12 protein-coding genes and 6 tRNA genes are annotated in these 18,259 nt (G+C 62.1%); 9 read left to right on the forward strand and 9 right to left on the reverse strand.

All coding sequences use genetic code 11. The annotated features are described in order from the left end of the window. The first annotated feature begins 151 nt into the window (after nt 1-151). Nucleotides 152-1,339, forward strand: coding sequence for a NupC/NupG family nucleoside CNT transporter (locus D781_RS15370; protein ID WP_015673256.1), 1,188 nt, complete (start codon nt 152-154; stop codon nt 1,337-1,339). Nucleotides 1,340-1,460: 121 nt separating this feature from the next. On the opposite strand, the gene D781_RS15375 is transcribed toward D781_RS15370, so the two are convergent. The 3 genes from D781_RS15375 to gltX form a co-directional block, all read right to left on the reverse strand. Further along, nucleotides 1,461-1,536 (reverse strand) — tRNA-Ala (locus D781_RS15375). A gap of 62 nt (nt 1,537-1,598) precedes the next feature. Then, a tRNA-Ala gene (locus D781_RS15380) sits at nt 1,599-1,674 on the reverse strand. Between the two features lie 335 nt (nt 1,675-2,009). Continuing rightward, on the reverse strand, nt 2,010-3,425 hold the full coding sequence (gltX, locus tag D781_RS15385) for a glutamate--tRNA ligase (protein WP_015673257.1): 1,416 nt from the start codon (nt 3,423-3,425) through the stop codon (nt 2,010-2,012). A 293-nt stretch (nt 3,426-3,718) separates the two neighbouring features. Between gltX and D781_RS15390 the strand changes: the two genes are divergently transcribed. The 4 genes from D781_RS15390 (at nt 3,719) to D781_RS15405 (ending at nt 4,095) form a co-directional block, all read left to right on the forward strand. Further along, nucleotides 3,719-3,794, forward strand: a tRNA-Val gene (locus D781_RS15390). A 27-nt stretch (nt 3,795-3,821) separates the two neighbouring features. After that, nucleotides 3,822-3,897 (forward strand) — tRNA-Val (locus tag D781_RS15395). Nucleotides 3,898-3,936: 39 nt separating this feature from the next. Continuing rightward, nucleotides 3,937-4,012: transfer RNA gene (locus D781_RS15400), tRNA-Val, on the forward strand. A gap of 7 nt (nt 4,013-4,019) precedes the next feature. Next, nucleotides 4,020-4,095: transfer RNA gene (locus D781_RS15405), tRNA-Lys, on the forward strand. A 151-nt stretch (nt 4,096-4,246) separates the two neighbouring features. Here D781_RS15405 and dhbA read toward each other — a convergent pair. The 4 genes from dhbA to D781_RS15425 are packed head-to-tail and all read right to left on the reverse strand — an operon-like array spanning nt 4,247 to nt 8,716. After that, nucleotides 4,247-5,002: a 2,3-dihydro-2,3-dihydroxybenzoate dehydrogenase gene (gene dhbA / locus D781_RS15410; RefSeq protein WP_015673258.1), complete on the reverse strand. Its 756-nt coding sequence runs from the start codon at nt 5,000-5,002 to the stop codon at nt 4,247-4,249. Further along, nucleotides 4,999-5,865, reverse strand: a complete 867-nt coding sequence (locus D781_RS15415) for an isochorismatase family protein (protein ID WP_015673259.1) — start codon at nt 5,863-5,865, stop codon at nt 4,999-5,001. The genes dhbA and D781_RS15415 overlap by 4 nt, the downstream gene beginning before the upstream one ends. Nucleotides 5,866-5,868: 3 nt before the next feature. Continuing rightward, nucleotides 5,869-7,500 carry a (2,3-dihydroxybenzoyl)adenylate synthase gene (locus tag D781_RS15420; RefSeq protein WP_015673260.1) on the reverse strand — a complete coding sequence of 544 codons (1,632 nt, stop codon included), beginning with the start codon at nt 7,498-7,500 and terminating at the stop codon, nt 5,869-5,871. A 7-nt stretch (nt 7,501-7,507) separates the two neighbouring features. Beyond that, complete coding sequence (locus D781_RS15425; protein ID WP_015673261.1) at nt 7,508-8,716, reverse strand: isochorismate synthase; 1,209 nt, start codon at nt 8,714-8,716, stop codon at nt 7,508-7,510. A gap of 234 nt (nt 8,717-8,950) precedes the next feature. Here D781_RS15425 and fepB point away from each other — a divergent pair, with 234 nt between their 5' ends. After that, complete coding sequence (gene fepB, locus D781_RS15430) at nt 8,951-9,901, forward strand: Fe2+-enterobactin ABC transporter substrate-binding protein (protein ID WP_015673262.1); 951 nt, start codon at nt 8,951-8,953, stop codon at nt 9,899-9,901. Here fepB and entS read toward each other — a convergent pair. Next, nucleotides 9,888-11,159 (reverse strand): enterobactin transporter EntS, encoded by a 1,272-nt coding sequence (gene entS, locus D781_RS15435; RefSeq protein ID WP_015673263.1) that lies wholly within the window; start codon nt 11,157-11,159, stop codon nt 9,888-9,890. The genes fepB and entS overlap by 14 nt on opposite strands. A 135-nt stretch (nt 11,160-11,294) precedes the next feature. On the opposite strand from entS, the gene fepD reads away from it, so the two are divergent. From fepD to D781_RS15450, 3 genes are read left to right on the forward strand one after another with little or no spacing between them, the layout of a single operon-like run. Beyond that, entirely contained in the window at nt 11,295-12,371 is a 1,077-nt protein-coding gene (fepD, locus tag D781_RS15440) for a Fe(3+)-siderophore ABC transporter permease (protein WP_015673264.1), read from the forward strand. Next, entirely contained in the window at nt 12,368-13,393 is a 1,026-nt protein-coding gene (fepG, locus tag D781_RS15445; protein WP_015673265.1) for an iron-enterobactin ABC transporter permease, read from the forward strand. The genes fepD and fepG overlap by 4 nt, the downstream gene beginning before the upstream one ends. After that, nucleotides 13,390-14,193 (forward strand): ATP-binding cassette domain-containing protein, encoded by an 804-nt coding sequence (locus tag D781_RS15450; protein WP_015673266.1) that lies wholly within the window; start codon nt 13,390-13,392, stop codon nt 14,191-14,193. The genes fepG and D781_RS15450 overlap by 4 nt, the downstream gene beginning before the upstream one ends. A 158-nt stretch (nt 14,194-14,351) precedes the next feature. On the opposite strand, the gene D781_RS15455 is transcribed toward D781_RS15450, so the two are convergent. Next, on the reverse strand, nt 14,352-18,248 hold the full coding sequence (locus tag D781_RS15455; RefSeq protein ID WP_102024980.1) for an enterobactin synthase subunit F: 3,897 nt from the start codon (nt 18,246-18,248) through the stop codon (nt 14,352-14,354). Nucleotides 18,249-18,259 lie beyond the last annotated feature (11 nt).

Raw genomic sequence — 18,259 nt, forward strand, 5'->3', positions numbered from 1 at the left:
TATTAACATGTTGATTTCCGTCGATTTATTGTGCTGTTTTGGGAAAAATCTCAGTGTAATTTTCCATATTTGTAATTGAAGTCTCGTTTTTAAACCTGGTGTTACATAGAATGACAACCGAAATTCAGCCTGCCTCAAGTTTGGAGCACACATGTCCCATATTGCGCACTTTGCGTTAGCGTTAGTGGTGGTGGCGATTCTGGCGCTGTTGGTCTGCCGCGATCGCAAAAGCATCCGCATTCGCTATGTTATTCAATTATTGGTTATCGAAGTGTTACTGGCCTACTTCTTCCTGCATTCGGAAGCGGGATTGGGCTTTGTAAAAGGATTCGCCGCGCTGTTTGACAAGCTGCTCGGATTTGCAGGACAAGGGACTGAGTTTGTATTCGGCGGCATGGGCGATAAAGGCCTGGCGTTCTTCTTCCTGAAGGTGCTGTGCCCGATCGTCTTTATCTCCGCGCTGATCGGTATTCTGCAATATATCAAAGTGCTGCCGGTGGTTATCCGCATCATCGGCACCGTGCTGTCGAAAGTGAACGGGATGGGCAAGCTCGAATCGTTCAACGCCGTCAGCTCGCTGATCCTCGGCCAGTCCGAAAACTTCATCGCCTATAAAGATATTCTCGGCAAGATGTCAGAAAAACGCATGTACACCATGGCGGCGACCGCCATGTCAACGGTGTCCATGTCAATCGTCGGCGCCTATATGTCGATGCTGGACGCCAAGTTCGTGGTGGCGGCGCTGGTGCTCAATATGTTCAGCACCTTTATCGTGCTATCGCTGATCAACCCGTACGACACCAGCCAGGAAGAAGAACTGCACCTAGGCAACCTGCACGAAGGCCAGAGCTTCTTTGAAATGCTGGGGGAATACATCTTGGCGGGCTTTAAGGTGGCGATTATCGTCGCCGCGATGCTGATCGGCTTTATTGCGCTGATCGCCGCCGTCAACGCCCTGTTCAGCGCCGCCTTCGGGCTGAGCTTCCAGGAGCTGCTCGGCTACTTCTTCTATCCGTTCGCCTGGATTATGGGCATTCCCAAGCATGAAGCGCTGCAGGTCGGCAGTATTATGGCGACCAAGCTGGTGTCCAATGAGTTTGTCGCGATGATGGAGCTGCAGAAAATCAGCGCCGAGCTGACGCCGCGCAGCCAGGGGATGCTGTCGGTGTTCCTGGTATCGTTTGCCAACTTCTCATCCATCGGCATCGTTGCCGGGGCGATTAAAGGCCTGAACGAACACCAGGGCAACGTGGTTTCCCGCTTCGGCCTGAAGTTGGTGTACGGCTCTACGCTGGTCAGCATGCTGTCCGCCTCTATCGCCGGTCTGGTGCTGAGCTAAACGCCGCACTGCGGTAAACAAGGTCGCTACGGCGGCCTTTTTTATTGGCCAGAATAACGGGCGATATAGTACCAAACGCGCAAAGCAAAAAGCCGACCTAAAGGTCGGCTTTTCTAAATGGTGGTGGAGCTAAGCGGGATCGAACCGCTGACCTCTTGCATGCCATGCAAGCGCTCTCCCAGCTGAGCTATAGCCCCACAAATGTGGTACGCATTAACCGGCGTTACGGTGTCTTCGCCAACCTTTCTGAGGAGAAGGTTGGTGGAGCTAGACGGGATCGAACCGTCGACCTCTTGCATGCCATGCAAGCGCTCTCCCAGCTGAGCTATAGCCCCGACTCACAATCACTTTGTGCTGTGAACGGGGCGCATAATATGAAACCCGCCGTACGCTGTCAACGGCTAAATTGAATTCCTCGATCAAGCGCTGAAAAAGCCGCCAAATCAGCGCGTTTGCAGTTAAAGATTAACCGTTACGGGCAAAAATGCGCCGTTTGTTCCGTTATTCGATCGGGCGCTGCCTTCGCTGCCCGGCCGGCTCAGCGGTAAGCCGGAGCTTTATATAGCGGCAGCACCGTTGTCCTCTCCCGCTTGCAGGCATTGCCGTTAAGTTCGGGCGAAAAAAAACCCCGGGAGCGCTCCCGGGGTTGTTAATGCTTCCAGCTGTACAATCAGGCTTGCGCTTCACGCTCGGCGATATAGGCCAGCGCCATATCGATACGCTGCAGAGAACGCTGCTGGCCAATTGCCTGCACCGTGACGTCCATGCTCGGCGACTGACCGGCGCCGGTCACGGCGACGCGCAGCGGCATCCCTACTTTGCCCATGCCGACGCCCAGCTCGTCCGCCGCGCCCTGAATAGCGTCATGCACGTTTTCCGCCGTCCAGTCGCTGATGGCCGCCAGCTTGGCGCGTACGGTCTCCAGCGGCTGACGCGCTACCGGACGCAGGTGTTTCTTCGCCGCGTCGGCGTCAAACTCGCTGAAGTCTGCATAGAAGTAACGGCAGGCCGCCGCCATCTCTTTCAGCGTTTTGCAGCGCTCGCCCAGCAGCTTGACGATATCTTTCAGCTCCGGCCCGTTGCGCGTTTCAATCCCGAGTTGCTCAACGTGCCAGGCCAGATGCACCGCGACCTGTTCGGCCGGCAGATGGTTAATGTAGTGGTGATTCAGCCACTGCAGTTTTTCCGTATTGAAGGCGCTGGCGGATTTGCTGATGGCGTCCAGCGTGAAGAACTCCTTCATCTCGTCGATAGAGAAGATCTCCTGGTCGCCGTGGGACCAGCCCAGACGCACCAGATAGTTGAGCAGCGCTTCCGGCAGATAGCCGTCGTCGCGATACTGCATCACGCCGACCGCGCCGTGACGTTTGGACAGCTTTTTACCGTCATCGCCGAGGATCATTGAAACGTGCGCATACTCCGGCACCGGCGCGCCCAGCGCTTTCAGAATATTAATCTGACGCGGGGTGTTGTTGATATGGTCTTCACCGCGGATCACGTGGGTGATCTCCATATCCCAGTCGTCCACCACCACGCAGAAGTTGTAGGTTGGCGAACCGTCGGTGCGGCGGATAATCAGATCGTCCAGTTCCTGGTTGCTGAATTCGATCGGGCCGCGGATCTGGTCGTTAAAGATCACCGAGCCTTCCTGCGGGTTGCGGAAGCGCACCACGTGCGGCTCATCCGCCGTATGGCTGCACTGGCTGTCGCGGCAGCGGCCGTCATAACGCGGCTTCTCGCCGTTTTCCATCTGCTTTTCGCGCAGCGCTTCCAGGCGCTCTTTAGAACAGTAGCAGCGGTAGGCGGTGCCCTGCTCCAGCATCTGGTCGATCACGGCGTTATAGCGATCAAAACGTTTGGTCTGGTAATACGGGCCTTCGTCCCAATCCAGATTCAACCAGTTCATACCATCCATAATCGCATCGATAGCATCCTGGGTGGAGCGCTCCAGATCGGTATCTTCGATACGCAGCACGAACTCACCGCCGGCATGACGGCTGAACAACCAGGAGTAAAGCGCGGTACGGGCGCCGCCGACGTGCAGGTAGCCGGTTGGGCTAGGTGCAAAACGGGTTTTGATTTTCATTGGGATCACTGCCTTATTACGCAACGTCGCGTCGACGGGTGTCGACAATTGCTCGGAATTGGAAAAAGTGGGCAACATTGTATCACTACGCGTTAATTCCTCAACGCCGACGCGGCGTTCACCAAGGTTATTTCACCCTGCCGACGTCCTATTTCATCCTATTATGCGCAAAGAATCGGCGTTGCTGGCGATAAATATCGCATCCTGCTTAAATTTGCGGCGAACGATTGAAATCATTTTAAAAAGCGTTGACTCACTTTGAACTATCCCTATAATGCGACTCCAACAAGACGGGGCGATTAGCTCAGTTGGTAGAGCATCTCCTTTACACGGAGGGGGTCGGCGGTTCGAGCCCGTCATCGCCCACCATCTTGTTGAGAGCAGTAAGAAAAATGAGGGTGATTAGCTCAGTTGGTAGAGCATCTCCTTTACACGGAGGGGGTCGGCGGTTCGAGCCCGTCATCACCCACCATCATTTTCATGCTCAAGCAGTACCTGGAAGTCCCGAAGTGGGTGATTAGCTCAGTTGGTAGAGCATCTCCTTTACACGGAGGGGGTCGGCGGTTCGAGCCCGTCATCACCCACCACTTCTATGGGTCGTTAGCTCAGTTGGTAGAGCAGTTGACTTTTAATCAATTGGTCGCAGGTTCGAATCCTGCACGACCCACCATATTAGAAAAAAGCGCCTTTTGGCGCTTTTTTCGCATGTGCGCTCCGCACGATATTCTGCCCTACTGACTCTGCCCTCGCTGTCGCCACGACAAAAAAGGGCGCAGCCTGCGCCGCGCCCCGCTATCTGGTCGTCACTACCCGGGCAAGCCTCAGGCCGCCAGCGTTGCTCCGCCGTCAATCACAATATCCTGCATGGTGATATGGCTGGCCATATCCGACGCCAGGAACAAAATGGCATCGCTGATTTCCTGCGGCTGGGCGATTTTCCCCAGCGGAATCCCCAGCTTGAACTGTTCGGGGAAACCGTTGATAGTTTTCTGCTCGCCGGTTTCATCCTGCCACATGCCGCGCTGCATCGGCGTATTGGTCGAGCCTGGCGACACCATGTTCGAACGCACACCGAATTCGGCCATTTCCAGCCCCACCGTCTGGCACAGACTGCGCAGCGCCGCTTTGGAAGCGCAGTAGGCTGCCATGCCGACGCGCGGTACGTGCGCCGCGTTGGAGGCGATGCTGACGATCGCACCGCGACGCTGGCGGCGGAATACCGGCAGCGTGTGACGGAACATATTGAACGCCCCGCCGGCGTTGACGTTTAGGCAGGCCATCCAGTCGGCGCTGCTGGTGGCGTCAGTCAGCCCCATACGCAGAATGCCGGCGCCGTTGACCAGCACGTCCAGCTCGCCGTGTTGCGCCAGCAGCCGCGTGCATACGCGCTCTACCGCCTCGGCGTCTGCGATATCCAGCACTTCGGTGTGGAATGGATATTCCGCCTCGCTGAACCGCAGATCAAAACCGACCACCTCGGCGCCCGCGGCGGCAAACTGCCGCGCGGTCTGCAAGCCGATACCGGCACCCGCCCCGGTTACCCATACGCGTTTGCCGCTAAAATCCCAGCGGCTCATCCGGCCTGCTCTCCGGCGAGCAGCGCCCACCAGCTGTCAATGGTCGGGTTCTTGGCCAGCGCGATAAAGTCGATATCGCCGCGGATTTTACGCCAGCGCGTCGCCAGCTCCATGATGCGTACCGAATCCAGACCGTAATCAATCAGGTTCTCGTCGTTGCCCATGTCTTCGCTATCTTCATCCAGCAGCGGCAGGATCAGCGCCCGCAGCGCCTCTTTGCTGGCGATGCCGTTACTTTGCAGCAGCAGCTCGGCGGTGCTGACCACGCGGCCGCAGCGGCCGGCGGTATAGCGCAGCGCCATCAGGTGTTCGTCGCGCGAGAAGTCCGCCAGCCCATCCGCCACCATAAACGGCTGAATGTTACGCATAAAGGCATCGATCGCGGTGGTCAGGCAGCCGATATGCGCGTACACGCCGCAGATAATCAGCTGGTCGCGGCCGGTTTCCTGCAGAATGTCCTGCAGCGGCGAACGGTGGAAGGCGCTGTAGCGCCACTTCACCAGTACGGTGTCATCCTCTTCCGGCGCCAGCGCGGCCACCACCGCCTGCTGCTCCGGATGTTTGTTCAGCCCCGGCCCCCACATATCGTTCAGCAGCGCCCGGTCTTCATCGCTCTGCTGATTCGGCTGCGCGGTATAAAACACCGGGATCCCCTGAGCCTTACAGTAACGACGCAGGTTGGCGATATTCTCCACCACCTGGTTGATCATCGGGCTGTCTTCACCCCAGAAGTTAAGGAAATACTGCTGCATATCGTGAATCAGCAGCGCGGCGCGCTGTGGCTCAACCGTCCAGTTAACCTTATTGGCCGGTAATTCAGCCGCGGCCGGCAGCGCATAATCATTGAGTTTAGGAATGGCCATCGTTCAATCTCCCTGGACCTGGGTGGCTTGCTGCGCCTCCAGCAGGCGCTGGCGCAGCAGTTTCTTATCAACTTTACCGACCGCCGTCAGCGGCAGGCTCTCCACCTGCACAAAGCGGTCCGGCAATTTAAATTCGGCGACGCCCTGCTCACGCAGATGACGACGCAGCACCACCGGCTTTAACGTCTCGCCGGCGATAAAATAGGCGCAGCTCTTTTCACCCATCAGCGCATCCGGCATGGAAACCAGCGCGGCGTTAATCACCGCGCCGTGACGCAGCAGCAGGTTTTCGATCTCTTCCGCCGCGATCTTCTCGCCGCCGCGGTTGATCTGATCTTTTTGCCGCCCTTCCACGCAGATATAGCCGTCTTCAGTCATGCGGATCAGATCGCCGGAGCAGTAGAAACCGTCGGCGTCGAACGCGTCGGCATTGTGCGCCGGGCTCTGGTAGTAACCACGGAAGGTGTACGGGCCGCGGGTCATCAGACGGCCGACCTGGCCGGCCGGCAACGGATTGCCGTCGTCATCGGCCACCCAGACTTCGTCGTCCGGCGACATCGGGCAGCCCTGCGTGGTGAGGATATGGCGATCGTCATCGTCCAACTGGGTATAGTTCACCAACCCTTCCGCCATGCCGAACACCTGCTGCAGCTGACAGCCGATTTCCGCCGGAATGCGCGCCGCCAGGCTTTCACCCAGCTTGGCGCCGCCGACCTGCAGCAGCTGCAGGCTGGCGAGCGGCGCGTTGCTGCCCCACTCTTCAATCGCCTGCAGCCACAGCGTGACCGCCGGCGGCACCAGCGCGGTGACGTTGATGTGATGCTGTTCAATCAGTCTGAAGCACTGGCCGGCGTCCGGATCGGCGGCAAACACCACCTGACCGGCGGCATAAAACACGCCCAGCACGCCCGGCGAGCTCATCGGGTAGTTGTGCGCCACCGGCAGCGCGCACAGATAGCGCGTCTCGCGGTCAAAACGGCACACCTCGACGCTGCGGCGAATGCTGTAGTAGTAATCATTGTGGGTACGCGGGATCAGTTTCGGCGTGCCGGTGCTGCCGCCAGACAGCTGGAAGAACGCCACCCGATCGGCCGCGGACGGCGTCGCGCGGAAATCGCCGCTCTCTTCCGCCAGCATCGCCGCCAGCGACTGCTCGCCCTGCGCGTGGCTGCGCAGCGCCACCACGCGCAGCGACGGATGCTGCGCCCGGAAGGTCGCCAGAAAATCGTCATTGCCGAACAGCGCATGCTGAGCGTCGGCAATCAGCACCGCCGGTTTGATTTGCTCGGCGTAGGCGTGCAGCTCGCTGCGCTGATGGCTGAACAGCGCATTAACCGGCGCCACGCCAATTTTCAACAGGGCGAAGAAGGTGACATAAAACTCCACCACATTGCCCAACTGCACCAGGGCGGTTTCTCCCGGCTGAATGCCGCGGCGCAGCAGCGCGGCGGCCAGACGATCCGACTGCTGATGCAGCTGGCGGTAGCTCAGGCGATTCTCGGCATCGATCAGCGCGGTCGCGTCGCTGTCCGCCTGGCGGTCGAGAATATCGGTCAGCGGTTTATCAATCCAGTAGCCGCGTTCGCGGTAACGCTGGGCAAACTCGGCCGGCCACGGGGTAAATGCAATACTCATGGTGTTGTTATCCTTGGTTCAGTCCAAACGCACGCAAAATGGTGCTGAGCTTGGTGCCGGTTTCATGCCATTCGGACTCCGGCGAAGAATCTTTAACGATGCCGGCGCCAGCAAACAGACGCACCTGACGCCCCTGTACGGTGCCACAGCGGATGGTGACCACCCACTCGCCGTTGCCTTCGGCGTCGCACCAGCCGACGATGCCGCCGAACAGGCCGCGGTCGAAAGGCTCCAGTTCGGCAATCAGATCGCGCGCCTTCAGCGTCGGCGTGCCGCACAGCGCCGGCGTCGGATGCAGCAGACAGGCCAGCGACAGCGCATTCTCCCGGCGGCAGTCCACTTCGCCGTCGATCGGCGTCGATAAATGCCACAGCGTGCTGGTGCTCAGCAGCTCGGGGGCGTGCGGAATATTCAGATAACGGCAGCGGCCGGTCAGCACCTGACGCATGCCTTCGGTCACATAGCCGTGTTCGACGTTATCTTTGCTCGACGCCAGCAGCTTCTCGCTCACTTCGCGGTCGCGCTGCGGATCGGCGTCGCGCCGGGCGGAGCCGGCCAGCGGGTTGGAGCAGAACTGCCCGCCGGATTTACGCAGCAGCAGTTCCGGGCTGGCGCCCAACAGCGCCCCGTCTGCCAGCGGAACATGGAAATGAAAGCCGTTCGGATTCTGCGCGATAATGCGCGCCATCAGCGCCTGACGGTCAACCGGCTCCTGGGTTTCGATCTCCAGCAGACGCGACAGCACCACCTTGTCCAGCTCGCCGTCGGTCATCTCCGCCACCGCATCGCTGACCATCTGCATAAAGGGCGCCTGCGCCGGCAGTTCATTCAGCACGCCTATTTCCGGGCCATCGTTATTGGCCGCCGGCTGCGCCGCCATAAAGGCTTCGCGCTCAAACCACTGGGTGTGTTGCGGAATAAACAGCGACGACGGCTGGCGGCTATCAAACGGGATCGCACCGCACAGCACCGGCTTTTTGATACCGGCCCGCCGTGCTTCGTCAAAAGCATGGCGCACGGCCTGCTGAAACTCGCCGTCGATATCATCGCCACCGGCGGCCGGCAGGGTGATATTGGCAAAGCACCCTTGCGTCGTCAGACTGCGAAACGGAGATGTGAAAAAGAAGCCTGACGCCGGATCTACGCCGAAGTGCGCCTGTTCGTTCTCTTTCACGTGCGGTGCCTTCTGCTGAGCACCATTCACGGCTGTATCCATGGGTACGCCCTCTGTTATTCGACAATAATAACCAATATAATAATGATTATCATTTGTGTTTCGTGGCGCTAAATTACCCTCCGTCTCCCGCTATGTCAATAAACGTAAACACTTCTTTACTCTGATAATCATGGTATAAACATTGTGGTATTCTCTAGATAAATGATAACCATTAAGCTTTCTGCATTTAACGGCGAGGCGAACTCGTCAATGACACCGACAAGGATTATCCGGATGAAGAAGATCCTGCTTTTGGGGCTGGCGCTGTTAACCCTCTCCGCGGCACAGGCGGCTTCCCCACAGTGGCCCCGCACGATTAACACCTCTCACGGCCCCATTACCCTCAAACAGCCCCCGACGCGCATCGTCTCCACCAGCGTGACCCTGACCGGCACCCTGCTGGCGATTGACGCCCCGGTGATCGCCAGCGGCGCCACCAACCCCAACGGCCGCTTTACCGATAAGCAGGGCTTCTTCCTCCAGTGGGGAGAGATTGCCGCACAGCGCGGGGTGAAGCGTCTGTACGTCGGCGAGCCGAATGCCGAAAGCATTGCCGGCGAAGCGCCGGACCTGATCGTTATCTCCGCCACCGGCGGCGACTCCGCGCTGCAGCTGTACGATCAGCTGTCCGTTATCGCGCCGGTGCTGGTGGTCAACTATGACGATAAAAGCTGGCAGGAGCTGGCGAAGGAGCTGGGCTACGCCACCGGACACGAAGCCCGGGCCGAGAAACTGACCGCCGACTTCGCCGCCCGCGAACAGGCGCTGAAACAGCGCATCACGCTGCCGCCGCAGCCGGTTTCCGCCCTGGTGTTCCGCCAGGACGGCAAGGCCGCCAATCTGTGGACCGCCCAATCCTCACAGGGAAAAATGCTGCAGCAGCTGGGTTTCACGCTGGCGCAACCGCCGGCCAGCCTGCACACCAGCACCAGCCAGGGGGCGCGTGAAGATATTGTTCAACTGTCGGGCGAGAGTCTGGCGGCGGGGCTGAATGGTCAGACGCTGCTGCTGTTCGCCAATGACGAAAGCGACGTACAGCGTCTGATGAATAATAAATTCCTGGCGCAGCTGCCGGCGGTGCAAAACCAACGGGTTTATGCGCTCGGCAACGGAACCTTCCGTCTGGATTACTACAGCGCCAGCAACCTGCTGACGCTGTTGGAAAAACGCTTTACTTCCCGCTAGCCTGCGCCGCAGCGGGCTGGAGGGTCGCCTCCGGTTCGCTGCGCGTAACCTGCCGCAAACTGCCCATCATCACTAACAGCACCACACCCAGCAGCGCCGCGCCGAAGCCGAAACCGGTCGAGGTCATCGCTGGCAGCATCAACGCCCCCATCGCCCCCAGCAGCAGCGCGCCCAGCGCGTCCCCCACCACGTTTTGCGCGGTCCACAGGCCGTTAATACGGCCAAGGAACGCATCCGGCGTCAGGTTCTGAATCAGCCCGTACTGCAGCAGAGAATTCAGCGCGCTCAGATAGCCGAAGGCCACCAGACAGGCCAGCGCCAGACCGTACCACGGCATCAGGCCAAACAGGCCGACGGCGACAAACGCGGCGATGGCGGTCAACAGCATCATCCAGCCCGGACGCGCCACCTGCGCCACCCGGCCGCTGGTGAAGGCGCCGAGGGCGGCGCCCAGCGGCACGGCGGCATACATAAAGCCCAGTTGCGACGCGTCAACGCCCCAGTTGCCGGCCAGCGCCGGGTACAGGATGCGCACCGCGCTGGCCATGGTCAGCAGCGCGCCGATCAGTGCCACCATACCGATCACTTTGTTCTGGAACAGAAAGGCAAAACCGCCGGCCAGCGCTTTCAGCGGGTGCTCGCGCTGCTGTTCCGGCGGCGGCAGCTGCGGCAGACGCAGCAGCGGCACCAGCGTCAACAAGGTGCCGAGCGCCGCCAGCCCGTAGTTCCACGCCACCCCGGCGTGCGCGATCAGCAGACCGCCCGCCGCCGGCGATAGAATCGAACCAAAGCGCACCGTCAGCATGCTGATGGCGCCGGCCTGCACGATATTTTCACGCCCGACCAGCGCCGGCGTCGCCGCCAGCAGCGCCGTAACGCCCACCGCACCAAAGAAGCCGTCCCACACCGCCAGCAGGTAAATCGCCGTCAGCGACGGTTCCGGCAGCGCCGCGTTGAGGCACATGCCGACAAAGCCGACGCCGCAGGTGGAGCGGGCAAACAGGATCAGACGGCGGCGCTCATAGCGATCGGCCAGGACGCCGCCCATCAGCAGGCCGGCGAACATGCCGCCGCCCGCCAGCGTTACCGCCAGACCCACCAGCAGCGTCGAACCGGTCAGCGCCTGGATCTGCACCGGAATGGCGATGGCCATCAGTCCCAGCGCCAAAATAGAGATAAAGCGCGCGCAGAATACGGCGCGGAACGCCCGATTGGTCTTCAGCAAACCAAAATCAAGCAAAATCGAGGGCTTACTCATTTTTTTATCACCACAACTTTAAAAAGGAATTGCACGCTTGCTACTGCAATGGGGCAGCGACTCATGCTACCATAGATGAATACAATCAATAATGATAATAAATATCATTAATATTCAATTGAATAATGGGCTGTTATGTTCCGGCTTACACACAATTGCTCGCACGCTGCTTCAGCGCACCAGGAAGCTCTGTTTTTAGGCACTACGCGCGCTTTTCGCCGCCGGCTTTATGCGCTGCTGTTCGCCATACTGATTCTGCTGCTGGTCATGGCGCTCAGCCTGGCGCTGGGTGCGCAATCCATCCCTTTATCCACCGTTCTGCAGGCTTTAAGCGGCCAGTGCAGCGGCGTTGACTGCGTGATCATCACCGACGCCCGCCTGCCGCGCACGCTGATCGGCGTGCTGGCCGGCATCGCGCTCGGTCTGGCCGGCGCCCTGATGCAAATCCTGTCGCGCAACCCGCTGGCGGATCCGGGCATTCTCGGCGTCAATGCCGGCGCCGGCTTCGCCGTGGTGCTGGGCATGTCGCTGTTCGGCGCCAGCGACATCGACCAGTATCTGTGGTTTGCCTTTGGCGGCGCGCTCTGCGCCTCGCTGCTGGTGGCGCTGGTGGGCGCGCTCGGGCGCAGCACGCTCAATCCGGTGCGCCTGACGCTGGCCGGCGTGGCGCTGGGCGCGGTGCTGGACGGCATGACCACCGGGATTTCGCTGCTTAACCCGCAGGTGTTCGACCAGCTGCGCTTCTGGCAGGCCGGCTCGCTGGATATACAAAATATGCAGGTGGTACGCACCGTCGCGCTGCCGATACTCCTCGGCACGCTGATCGCCCTGTGGCTGACCAAGGCCCTCAACAGCCTGAGCATGGGCAGCGATCTGGCCACCGCGCTGGGCACCGGCATCGTACGCACCCAGCTGCTCGGCCTGCTGGCCATCACCCTGCTGTGCGGCGGCGCTACCGCCGCCGTCGGCCCCATCGCCTTCGTCGGCCTGATGATGCCGCATATCGCCCGCCGTCTGGCCGGCTCCGAGCTGCACTGGATTTTACCCTGGACGCTGGTGCTGACGCCGATCCTGCTGCTCAGCGCCGATTTAATCGGTCGTTTTCTGGTGCCGGGCGAACTGCGCGTCTCTATCGTCACCGCCCTGATCGGCGCACCGGTGCTGATTGCGCTGGTGCGCCAGCGCCATATGTTCAGAAGGAGCCGCGGATGAGCAGCCATAGCGAGGTTTTGTCCGCGCCGAAGCGCGCCGCCCGCCTGTCGCGCGCCACCCTGACCGTACTGCTGCTGATCGCGGCCTGCGCCGCGCTGGCCGTCTATGCCCTCGGCGCCGGCACGCTGTCACTGAGCGCCGCACAGGTGATTGACGCCCTGCGCGGCGAAGGACCCGCCAATCTGGCGGTAATCGTGACCCAGTGGCGTCTGCCGCGCGTTGTGATGGCGCTGTTGATTGGCGCGGCGCTCGGCATCAGCGGTGCGATCTTTCAGTCGCTGCTGCGCAACCCGCTGGGCAGCCCTGACGTTATCGGCTTCAATACCGGCGCCTACAGCGGCGTGCTGGTGGCCGTGGTGCTGTTTAACAGCGGCATCCTCGGCATCACCAGCGGCGCGCTGGCCGGCGGCCTGCTAACCGCGCTGCTGATTTATCTGCTGGCCTGGCGCAACGGCGTTGAGGCCTTCCGCCTGATCATCGTCGGCATCGCGGTGCGCGCGCTGCTGATGGGCGCCAATACCTGGATGATCGTCAGCGCGTCGCTGGAGGCGTCAATGACCGCCGGCCTGTGGAGCGCCGGCTCGCTGAACGGCGTCACCTGGGCCAAAAGCCAGCCGGCGCTGCTGGCGGTGGCGCTGGCAACGCTGCTGCTGTGCGGCCTGTCGCGCCGCATGCGTCTGCTGGAGATGGGTGACGACGCCGCCTGCGCGCTGGGCGTCTCGGTTGAGCGTTCGCGCATGCTGTTGCTGCTGCTTGGCGTGGTGCTGACCGCCGCGGCCACCGCCGTCGCCGGGCCAATCTCCTTTATCGCGCTGGTGGCGCCGCAGATCGCCCGCCGCCTGTGCGCCAACCGCCACGTGCTGCTGCTGACCGCGCTGACCGGCGCCCTGCTGCTGCTGGCGGCCGACGTCGCCGCCCAGCGGCTGTTTATGCCGTATCAGCTGCCGGTCGGCGTACTGACCGTTTCTCTGGGCGGCATTTACCTGATTTGGCTATTAATTCGTGAGTCACGTAAAAAATGAATACTGTAACGCCGCTGTCCGCGCCGCTGCGCGCCGAAAACCTGACGCTGGGCTATGACAAAAAAATCGTGGCAAGCGACCTGTCCGTCGCCATTCCCCACGGCGAGTTGACGGTCATTATCGGCCCCAACGCCTGTGGCAAGTCGACGCTGCTGCGCACCCTCAGCCGCCTGATGCAGCCGCAGCAGGGGCAGGTATGGCTGAACGACAAACCCATCCGCGACTATGCCACCAAAGAGGTGGCGCGCCAGCTCGGGCTGCTGCCGCAAACGTCGGTCGCCCCCGGCGACATTACCGTGTTCGATCTGGTAGCCCGCGGCCGCTATCCGCATCAGCGCCTGTTCAGCCGCTGGCGGGAAGAGGATCAGCAGGCGGTGGAAGACGCCATGCGCGCCACCGGCGTGGCGGAGCTGGCGGAACAGGCGGTCGATACGCTCTCCGGCGGACAGCGTCAGCGCGTCTGGATCGCCATGGTGCTGGCGCAGCAAACGCCGCTGCTGCTGCTGGATGAGCCGACCACCTGGCTGGATATCACCCACCAGATCGAACTGCTGGAGCTGATGCGCCAGCTGAACCGCGAGCGCGGCCATACGCTGGTGGTGGTGCTGCACGATCTGAACCACGCCTGCCGCTACGCCACCCACCTGATCGCCATGCGCGGCGGGAAGGTGATCGCCGAAGGCGCGCCGAAAGATATCGTCACGCCGCAGCTGATCGAGGAGGTGTACGGCCTGAAATGCATGATCATTGACGATCCGGTGTCGCATACTCCGCTGGTGGTGCCGTTGGGTAAGCCCTAAATTTTGCGATCCGCTTTCCTGATTTAAACACCTCTGTTTGCCGCCCGACCGAGCGCCCTTTAATCTAATCTGGCGGCAACGACAGCCGGTTAACGATAAAAAGGCGCTTACGCGCCTTTTTTATACGTCATCACCCGTGGGGCATCGCCCCTGCCCGCCTACAGCGTACGCAAGATACGGTTCAGCAGCGGCCCCAGCACCTTGAACGACGCCGGCGACACAATATCCACGTGCGCGCAGTCCAGCTCATGCACCTGCAGCGCATCGACATACTGCGCCCAGGTCTGCTGCACGTCCATTCCCGCCTGCAGCGTGCGCTTGGCGACAAACAGCGTCGCCTGGCCGCGGAAATTGGCGGTATGGGTGCGGGACAGCAAACGCACCGAATCGGCGTAGTTAGCCTCGATATTGTCGAACATCGCCGTACGGGTCTCGCCCAACGCCGGATCCAGCGTATCTTCCGATACCGCCAGGAACTGCTCGCGCTCGCGCTGCACTTCCTTCAGCACGTTATCGTCCAGCATCACGTCCCAGTTCTGCGTTTCCGGCGGATAGGTATCCAGCAGCCCGAGGAACGCCACCTCTTCACCGCGCGCCTGCAGTCGGGCAGCGATGCCCTGCGCCAGCGTGCCGCCCAGCGAATAGCCGATAAAGTGGTACGGGCCGTGCGGCTGTACCGACAATACCGTCGCCAGGTGCGCCTCGCACACCTGATCCATATCCTCGCTCAGCGCCAGCGGGCCGTCAGGCCGCGGCGACTGAATGCCTACCAGCGACCAGTTCTGATCGATATAGCGCGGCAACACGCTGAACTGCCAGGAGAAACCGGAGGCCGGGTGCAGACAGAACAGCGTCGGGCCGTCGGTGGTGCGCAGCGGCAGTACGCTGTCGAAACCGCAGCGGTCGGCCTCTTCCTGCGTGCGCTCTTCCGCCAGCAGCGCCGCCAGTTGCTCCACCTTCGACGCCACCATCACCTGCCCCACCGATACCGCCTTACCCAGATCGCGGCGCAGTTCCGCCGCCAGGCGCATCGCCAGCAGCGAATGGCCGCCCAGGGCGAAGAAGTCGTCGTCGGCAAATACCTGCTCACGCTGCAGCAGACGGGCGAACACCGCGGCAATCTCACTTTCCAGCCCCGGCAGCGGTTCTCGGCCGGCGCTGCGCGTGCCGCTTTGCGGCTGCGGCAAGGCTTTGCGGTCCAGTTTACCGTTGGCGCTCAGCGGCAGCTCCGCCATTTCCACCAGCGCGACCGGCACCATATGCGGCGGCAGACGGTCGGCCAGCGCGGCGCGCAGCGCTGCCGGATCCAGCGTCACCCCGGCCTGCGGCACCAGATAACCCACCAGCTGACGTGCGTCGCCGCCGGCATCCGCCGGCGTCCCGGTCAGCACCAGCGCGTGGGTCACCGCCTGCTGTACGCCCGGCAACGACAACAGCGCGTGGTCGATCTCGCTCAGTTCAATACGCTGGCCGCGGATCTTCAGCTGATCGTCGCTGCGCCCCAGATATTCCACCGTCCCGTCGGGCAGCCAGCGCGCCACATCGCCGGTGCGGTACATGCGACCACCGTCGCCGAACGGGTCGGCGACAAAGCGGCTGGCGGTCAGCTCCGGACGCCCCAGATAACCGTGCGCCAGCTGTACGCCGGTCAGATACAGATCGCCGGCGACGCCCGGTGGCACCGGGCGCAGACGCGCATCCAGAATACGCAGCCCGGTATTCCATACCGGCAGGCCAATCGGCACGTTGGCGCCGATCACCGCCGCCAAGGCGTCGCCCCAGGCCGGATGCCAGGTCACGTCCACCGCGGCCTCCGTCGGGCCGTACAGGTTATGCAACGGCACCGCGGTGCGGCTCTGCCACTGGCGGCACAGCTCGGCCGGCAGCGCTTCGCCGCTGCAGAACACCCGCTGCAGGCTGCCGCACTGCTCAACCGCCTCCCGCCCCTCCAGCGCGCTGACGAACGCCGCCAGCATCGAGGGTACAAAGTGCAGGGTGGTGACGCGGTGGCGGGCGATCAGCTGCTGCAGCTGCTGCGGGTCGCGGTGCGCTTCCGGCGGCGCCATCACCAGCTGCGCGCCGACCATCAGCGGCCAGAAGAACTCCCAGACTGACACGTCGAAGCTGCACGGCGTCTTCTGCAGCACCACGTCCTGCGCATTGAGCGGATAATGATTCTGCATCCACAGCAGGCGGTTGACGATCGCCTGATGGCCGACCAGCACCCCCTTCGGCCGGCCGGTGGAGCCGGAGGTAAAAATAATGTAGGCCGGATGATGCGGCGTCGGCCCCGTCAGCGCGACCTGCGCGGCGTGGTCGGCGGCCAGCGGCGCATCGTACAAAAGGATCTCCCCCTGGCCGGCAAAACGCGCCTGCTGCGACGGTTCGGTGATAATCAGCCGCGGCGCAGCGTCTTCCAGCATCATCGCCAGGCGCTCATCGGGATAGCCGGTATCCAGCGGCAGATAGGCGGCGCCGGCTTCGACTATCGCCATCAGCGCCAGCGACAGGAACACCGAACGCGGCAGCGCCACGGCGACGATATCGCCCGGCCGTACGCCTTGTGCGCTCAACTGACGCGCCAGCGCGCTCACCTGTTCACGGGTTTCCCGGTAGCTAAAGCGGAAATGCGCATCGGACAGCGCCGGCGCGTCCGGCGTACGCTGCGCCTGCTGCGCCAGCAGGCCGCTCAGCGTCTGCGGCGCTACCGGGTGCTCGGTATCATTGACCCGCGCCAGCAGCGCATGGTCGGCGGCGGTCAGCATATCGGCCTCCCCCACCGGCAACTGCGGCCGGGCGCTGAACTGGCTCAGCAACAGCGGCAGGCGCTGCAGGTGGGCCGCCAGTTCATCACGCTGATAACGCTCGGCATTGGCCAACAGTTCCACCTTCAGCCGGCCGTCGTCGCCGATAAACAGCGCAATTTCCAGATCGCGCACCGGGCCGGAAGCCAGATCGTGCGTAATGCCGGTAATACCGTCAAAATCCAGTTGGTAATCAAACATCTTGAAGTTGAACACCGTGCCGTACAGCGGCTCGGCATCGCCGATGCGTCCCAGATCGCGCTGCACCTGCTCGGCATCATACCGCTGATGGCGGCGCACCTTTTTCAGCTCGCGGCTGAGGGTGAGCGCCACCTCCGTCAGCGTCGCCTGCGGATCCACCCGCATCGCCATCGGCAAAACGTTAATCACCGGCCCGGTGGCGCACAGCGCGGCGGAACCGGTGCGGCGCATAAAGATAAAGCCGGCGCTGAAGTGCGGCTGGCCGCTCAGGCGCGACACCCACAGCGCCAGCAGCGCCACCGCCATATCGGCGGCGTTGAGCTGATGCGGCTGGCCCAGCGCCGTCAGCGGCGCAAAATCGGCCGCCGAACAGTGCTGGCTCAGGCGGTGAATGCGCGTGGTCGGCGCCTGCCCGGCCAGCGGCTGCGGGCTGAGGGTCGCCGGCGGCGGCAGCTGGGCGGCCTTGTCGCGCCAGTAATCGGCGTCGCGCTGCCGGCCGGCGGACTGCTGATAGGCCTGATATTCGGCCACCACCTCACCAAAGCCGCTGAACGGCGTCGGATCCGGCGTTTCGCCGCGGCGCAGCCGGCTGTAAATATGGGCGACGCGCCGGGTAATGGCGGTAAAGCTGAAACCGTCAACCAGCAGATGGTGATAGCGCTGATACCAAAACCAGCGGTCGTCCGCCACGCGCATCAGCACGTTGCGGTACAGCGGTTTGCCGCTGCTCACCCGCAGTTCGCCGTTAAGATCGATATCCATCAGCGCCGTCGCCGCGGCTTCGGCGTCTGCCGAATCGGTAAAGTCGACATATTCCGCCGCGTGGATGGCAAACTCCGCGTCCAGCCACTGCAGCGGTACGCCGTCGCGCTCTTCAAAGCGCAGGCGCAGGGTATCGGCTTCGGACAGTCCGAGGCCGATGGCGCACAGCAGGCACTCTGGGTCCAGCACGCCGTTCAGTTCAATATAATGCGCCACCGCATAGGCATTGCCATGCGGTGAAAGCTGATCGGCAACCCAGATACCGGGCTGCGCCGCAACCAGCGGCATCTCCGGGCCTG

Source organism: Serratia sp. FGI94, from assembly GCF_000330865.1.
Classification (GTDB): domain Bacteria; phylum Pseudomonadota; class Gammaproteobacteria; order Enterobacterales; family Enterobacteriaceae; genus Serratia_B; species Serratia_B rubidaea.

What these genes read in the sequence shown, in the direction of transcription:
- D781_RS15370 (WP_015673256.1), top strand. Translation starts at nt 152, where the DNA reads ATGTCCCATATTGCGCACTTTGCGTTAGCGTTAGTGGTGGTGGCGATT.
- gltX (WP_015673257.1), bottom strand. Translation starts at nt 3,425, where the DNA reads ATGAAAATCAAAACCCGTTTTGCACCTAGCCCAACCGGCTACCTGCAC.
- dhbA (WP_015673258.1), bottom strand. Translation starts at nt 5,002, where the DNA reads ATGAGCCGCTGGGATTTTAGCGGCAAACGCGTATGGGTAACCGGGGCG.
- D781_RS15415 (WP_015673259.1), bottom strand. Translation starts at nt 5,865, where the DNA reads ATGGCCATTCCTAAACTCAATGATTATGCGCTGCCGGCCGCGGCTGAA.
- D781_RS15420 (WP_015673260.1), bottom strand. Translation starts at nt 7,500, where the DNA reads ATGAGTATTGCATTTACCCCGTGGCCGGCCGAGTTTGCCCAGCGTTAC.
- D781_RS15425 (WP_015673261.1), bottom strand. Translation starts at nt 8,716, where the DNA reads ATGGATACAGCCGTGAATGGTGCTCAGCAGAAGGCACCGCACGTGAAA.
- fepB (WP_015673262.1), top strand. Translation starts at nt 8,951, where the DNA reads ATGAAGAAGATCCTGCTTTTGGGGCTGGCGCTGTTAACCCTCTCCGCG.
- entS (WP_015673263.1), bottom strand. Translation starts at nt 11,159, where the DNA reads ATGAGTAAGCCCTCGATTTTGCTTGATTTTGGTTTGCTGAAGACCAAT.
- fepD (WP_015673264.1), top strand. Translation starts at nt 11,295, where the DNA reads ATGTTCCGGCTTACACACAATTGCTCGCACGCTGCTTCAGCGCACCAG.
- fepG (WP_015673265.1), top strand. Translation starts at nt 12,368, where the DNA reads ATGAGCAGCCATAGCGAGGTTTTGTCCGCGCCGAAGCGCGCCGCCCGC.
- D781_RS15450 (WP_015673266.1), top strand. Translation starts at nt 13,390, where the DNA reads ATGAATACTGTAACGCCGCTGTCCGCGCCGCTGCGCGCCGAAAACCTG.
- D781_RS15455 (WP_102024980.1), bottom strand. Translation starts at nt 18,248, where the DNA reads ATGCCGCTGGTTGCGGCGCAGCCCGGTATCTGGGTTGCCGATCAGCTT.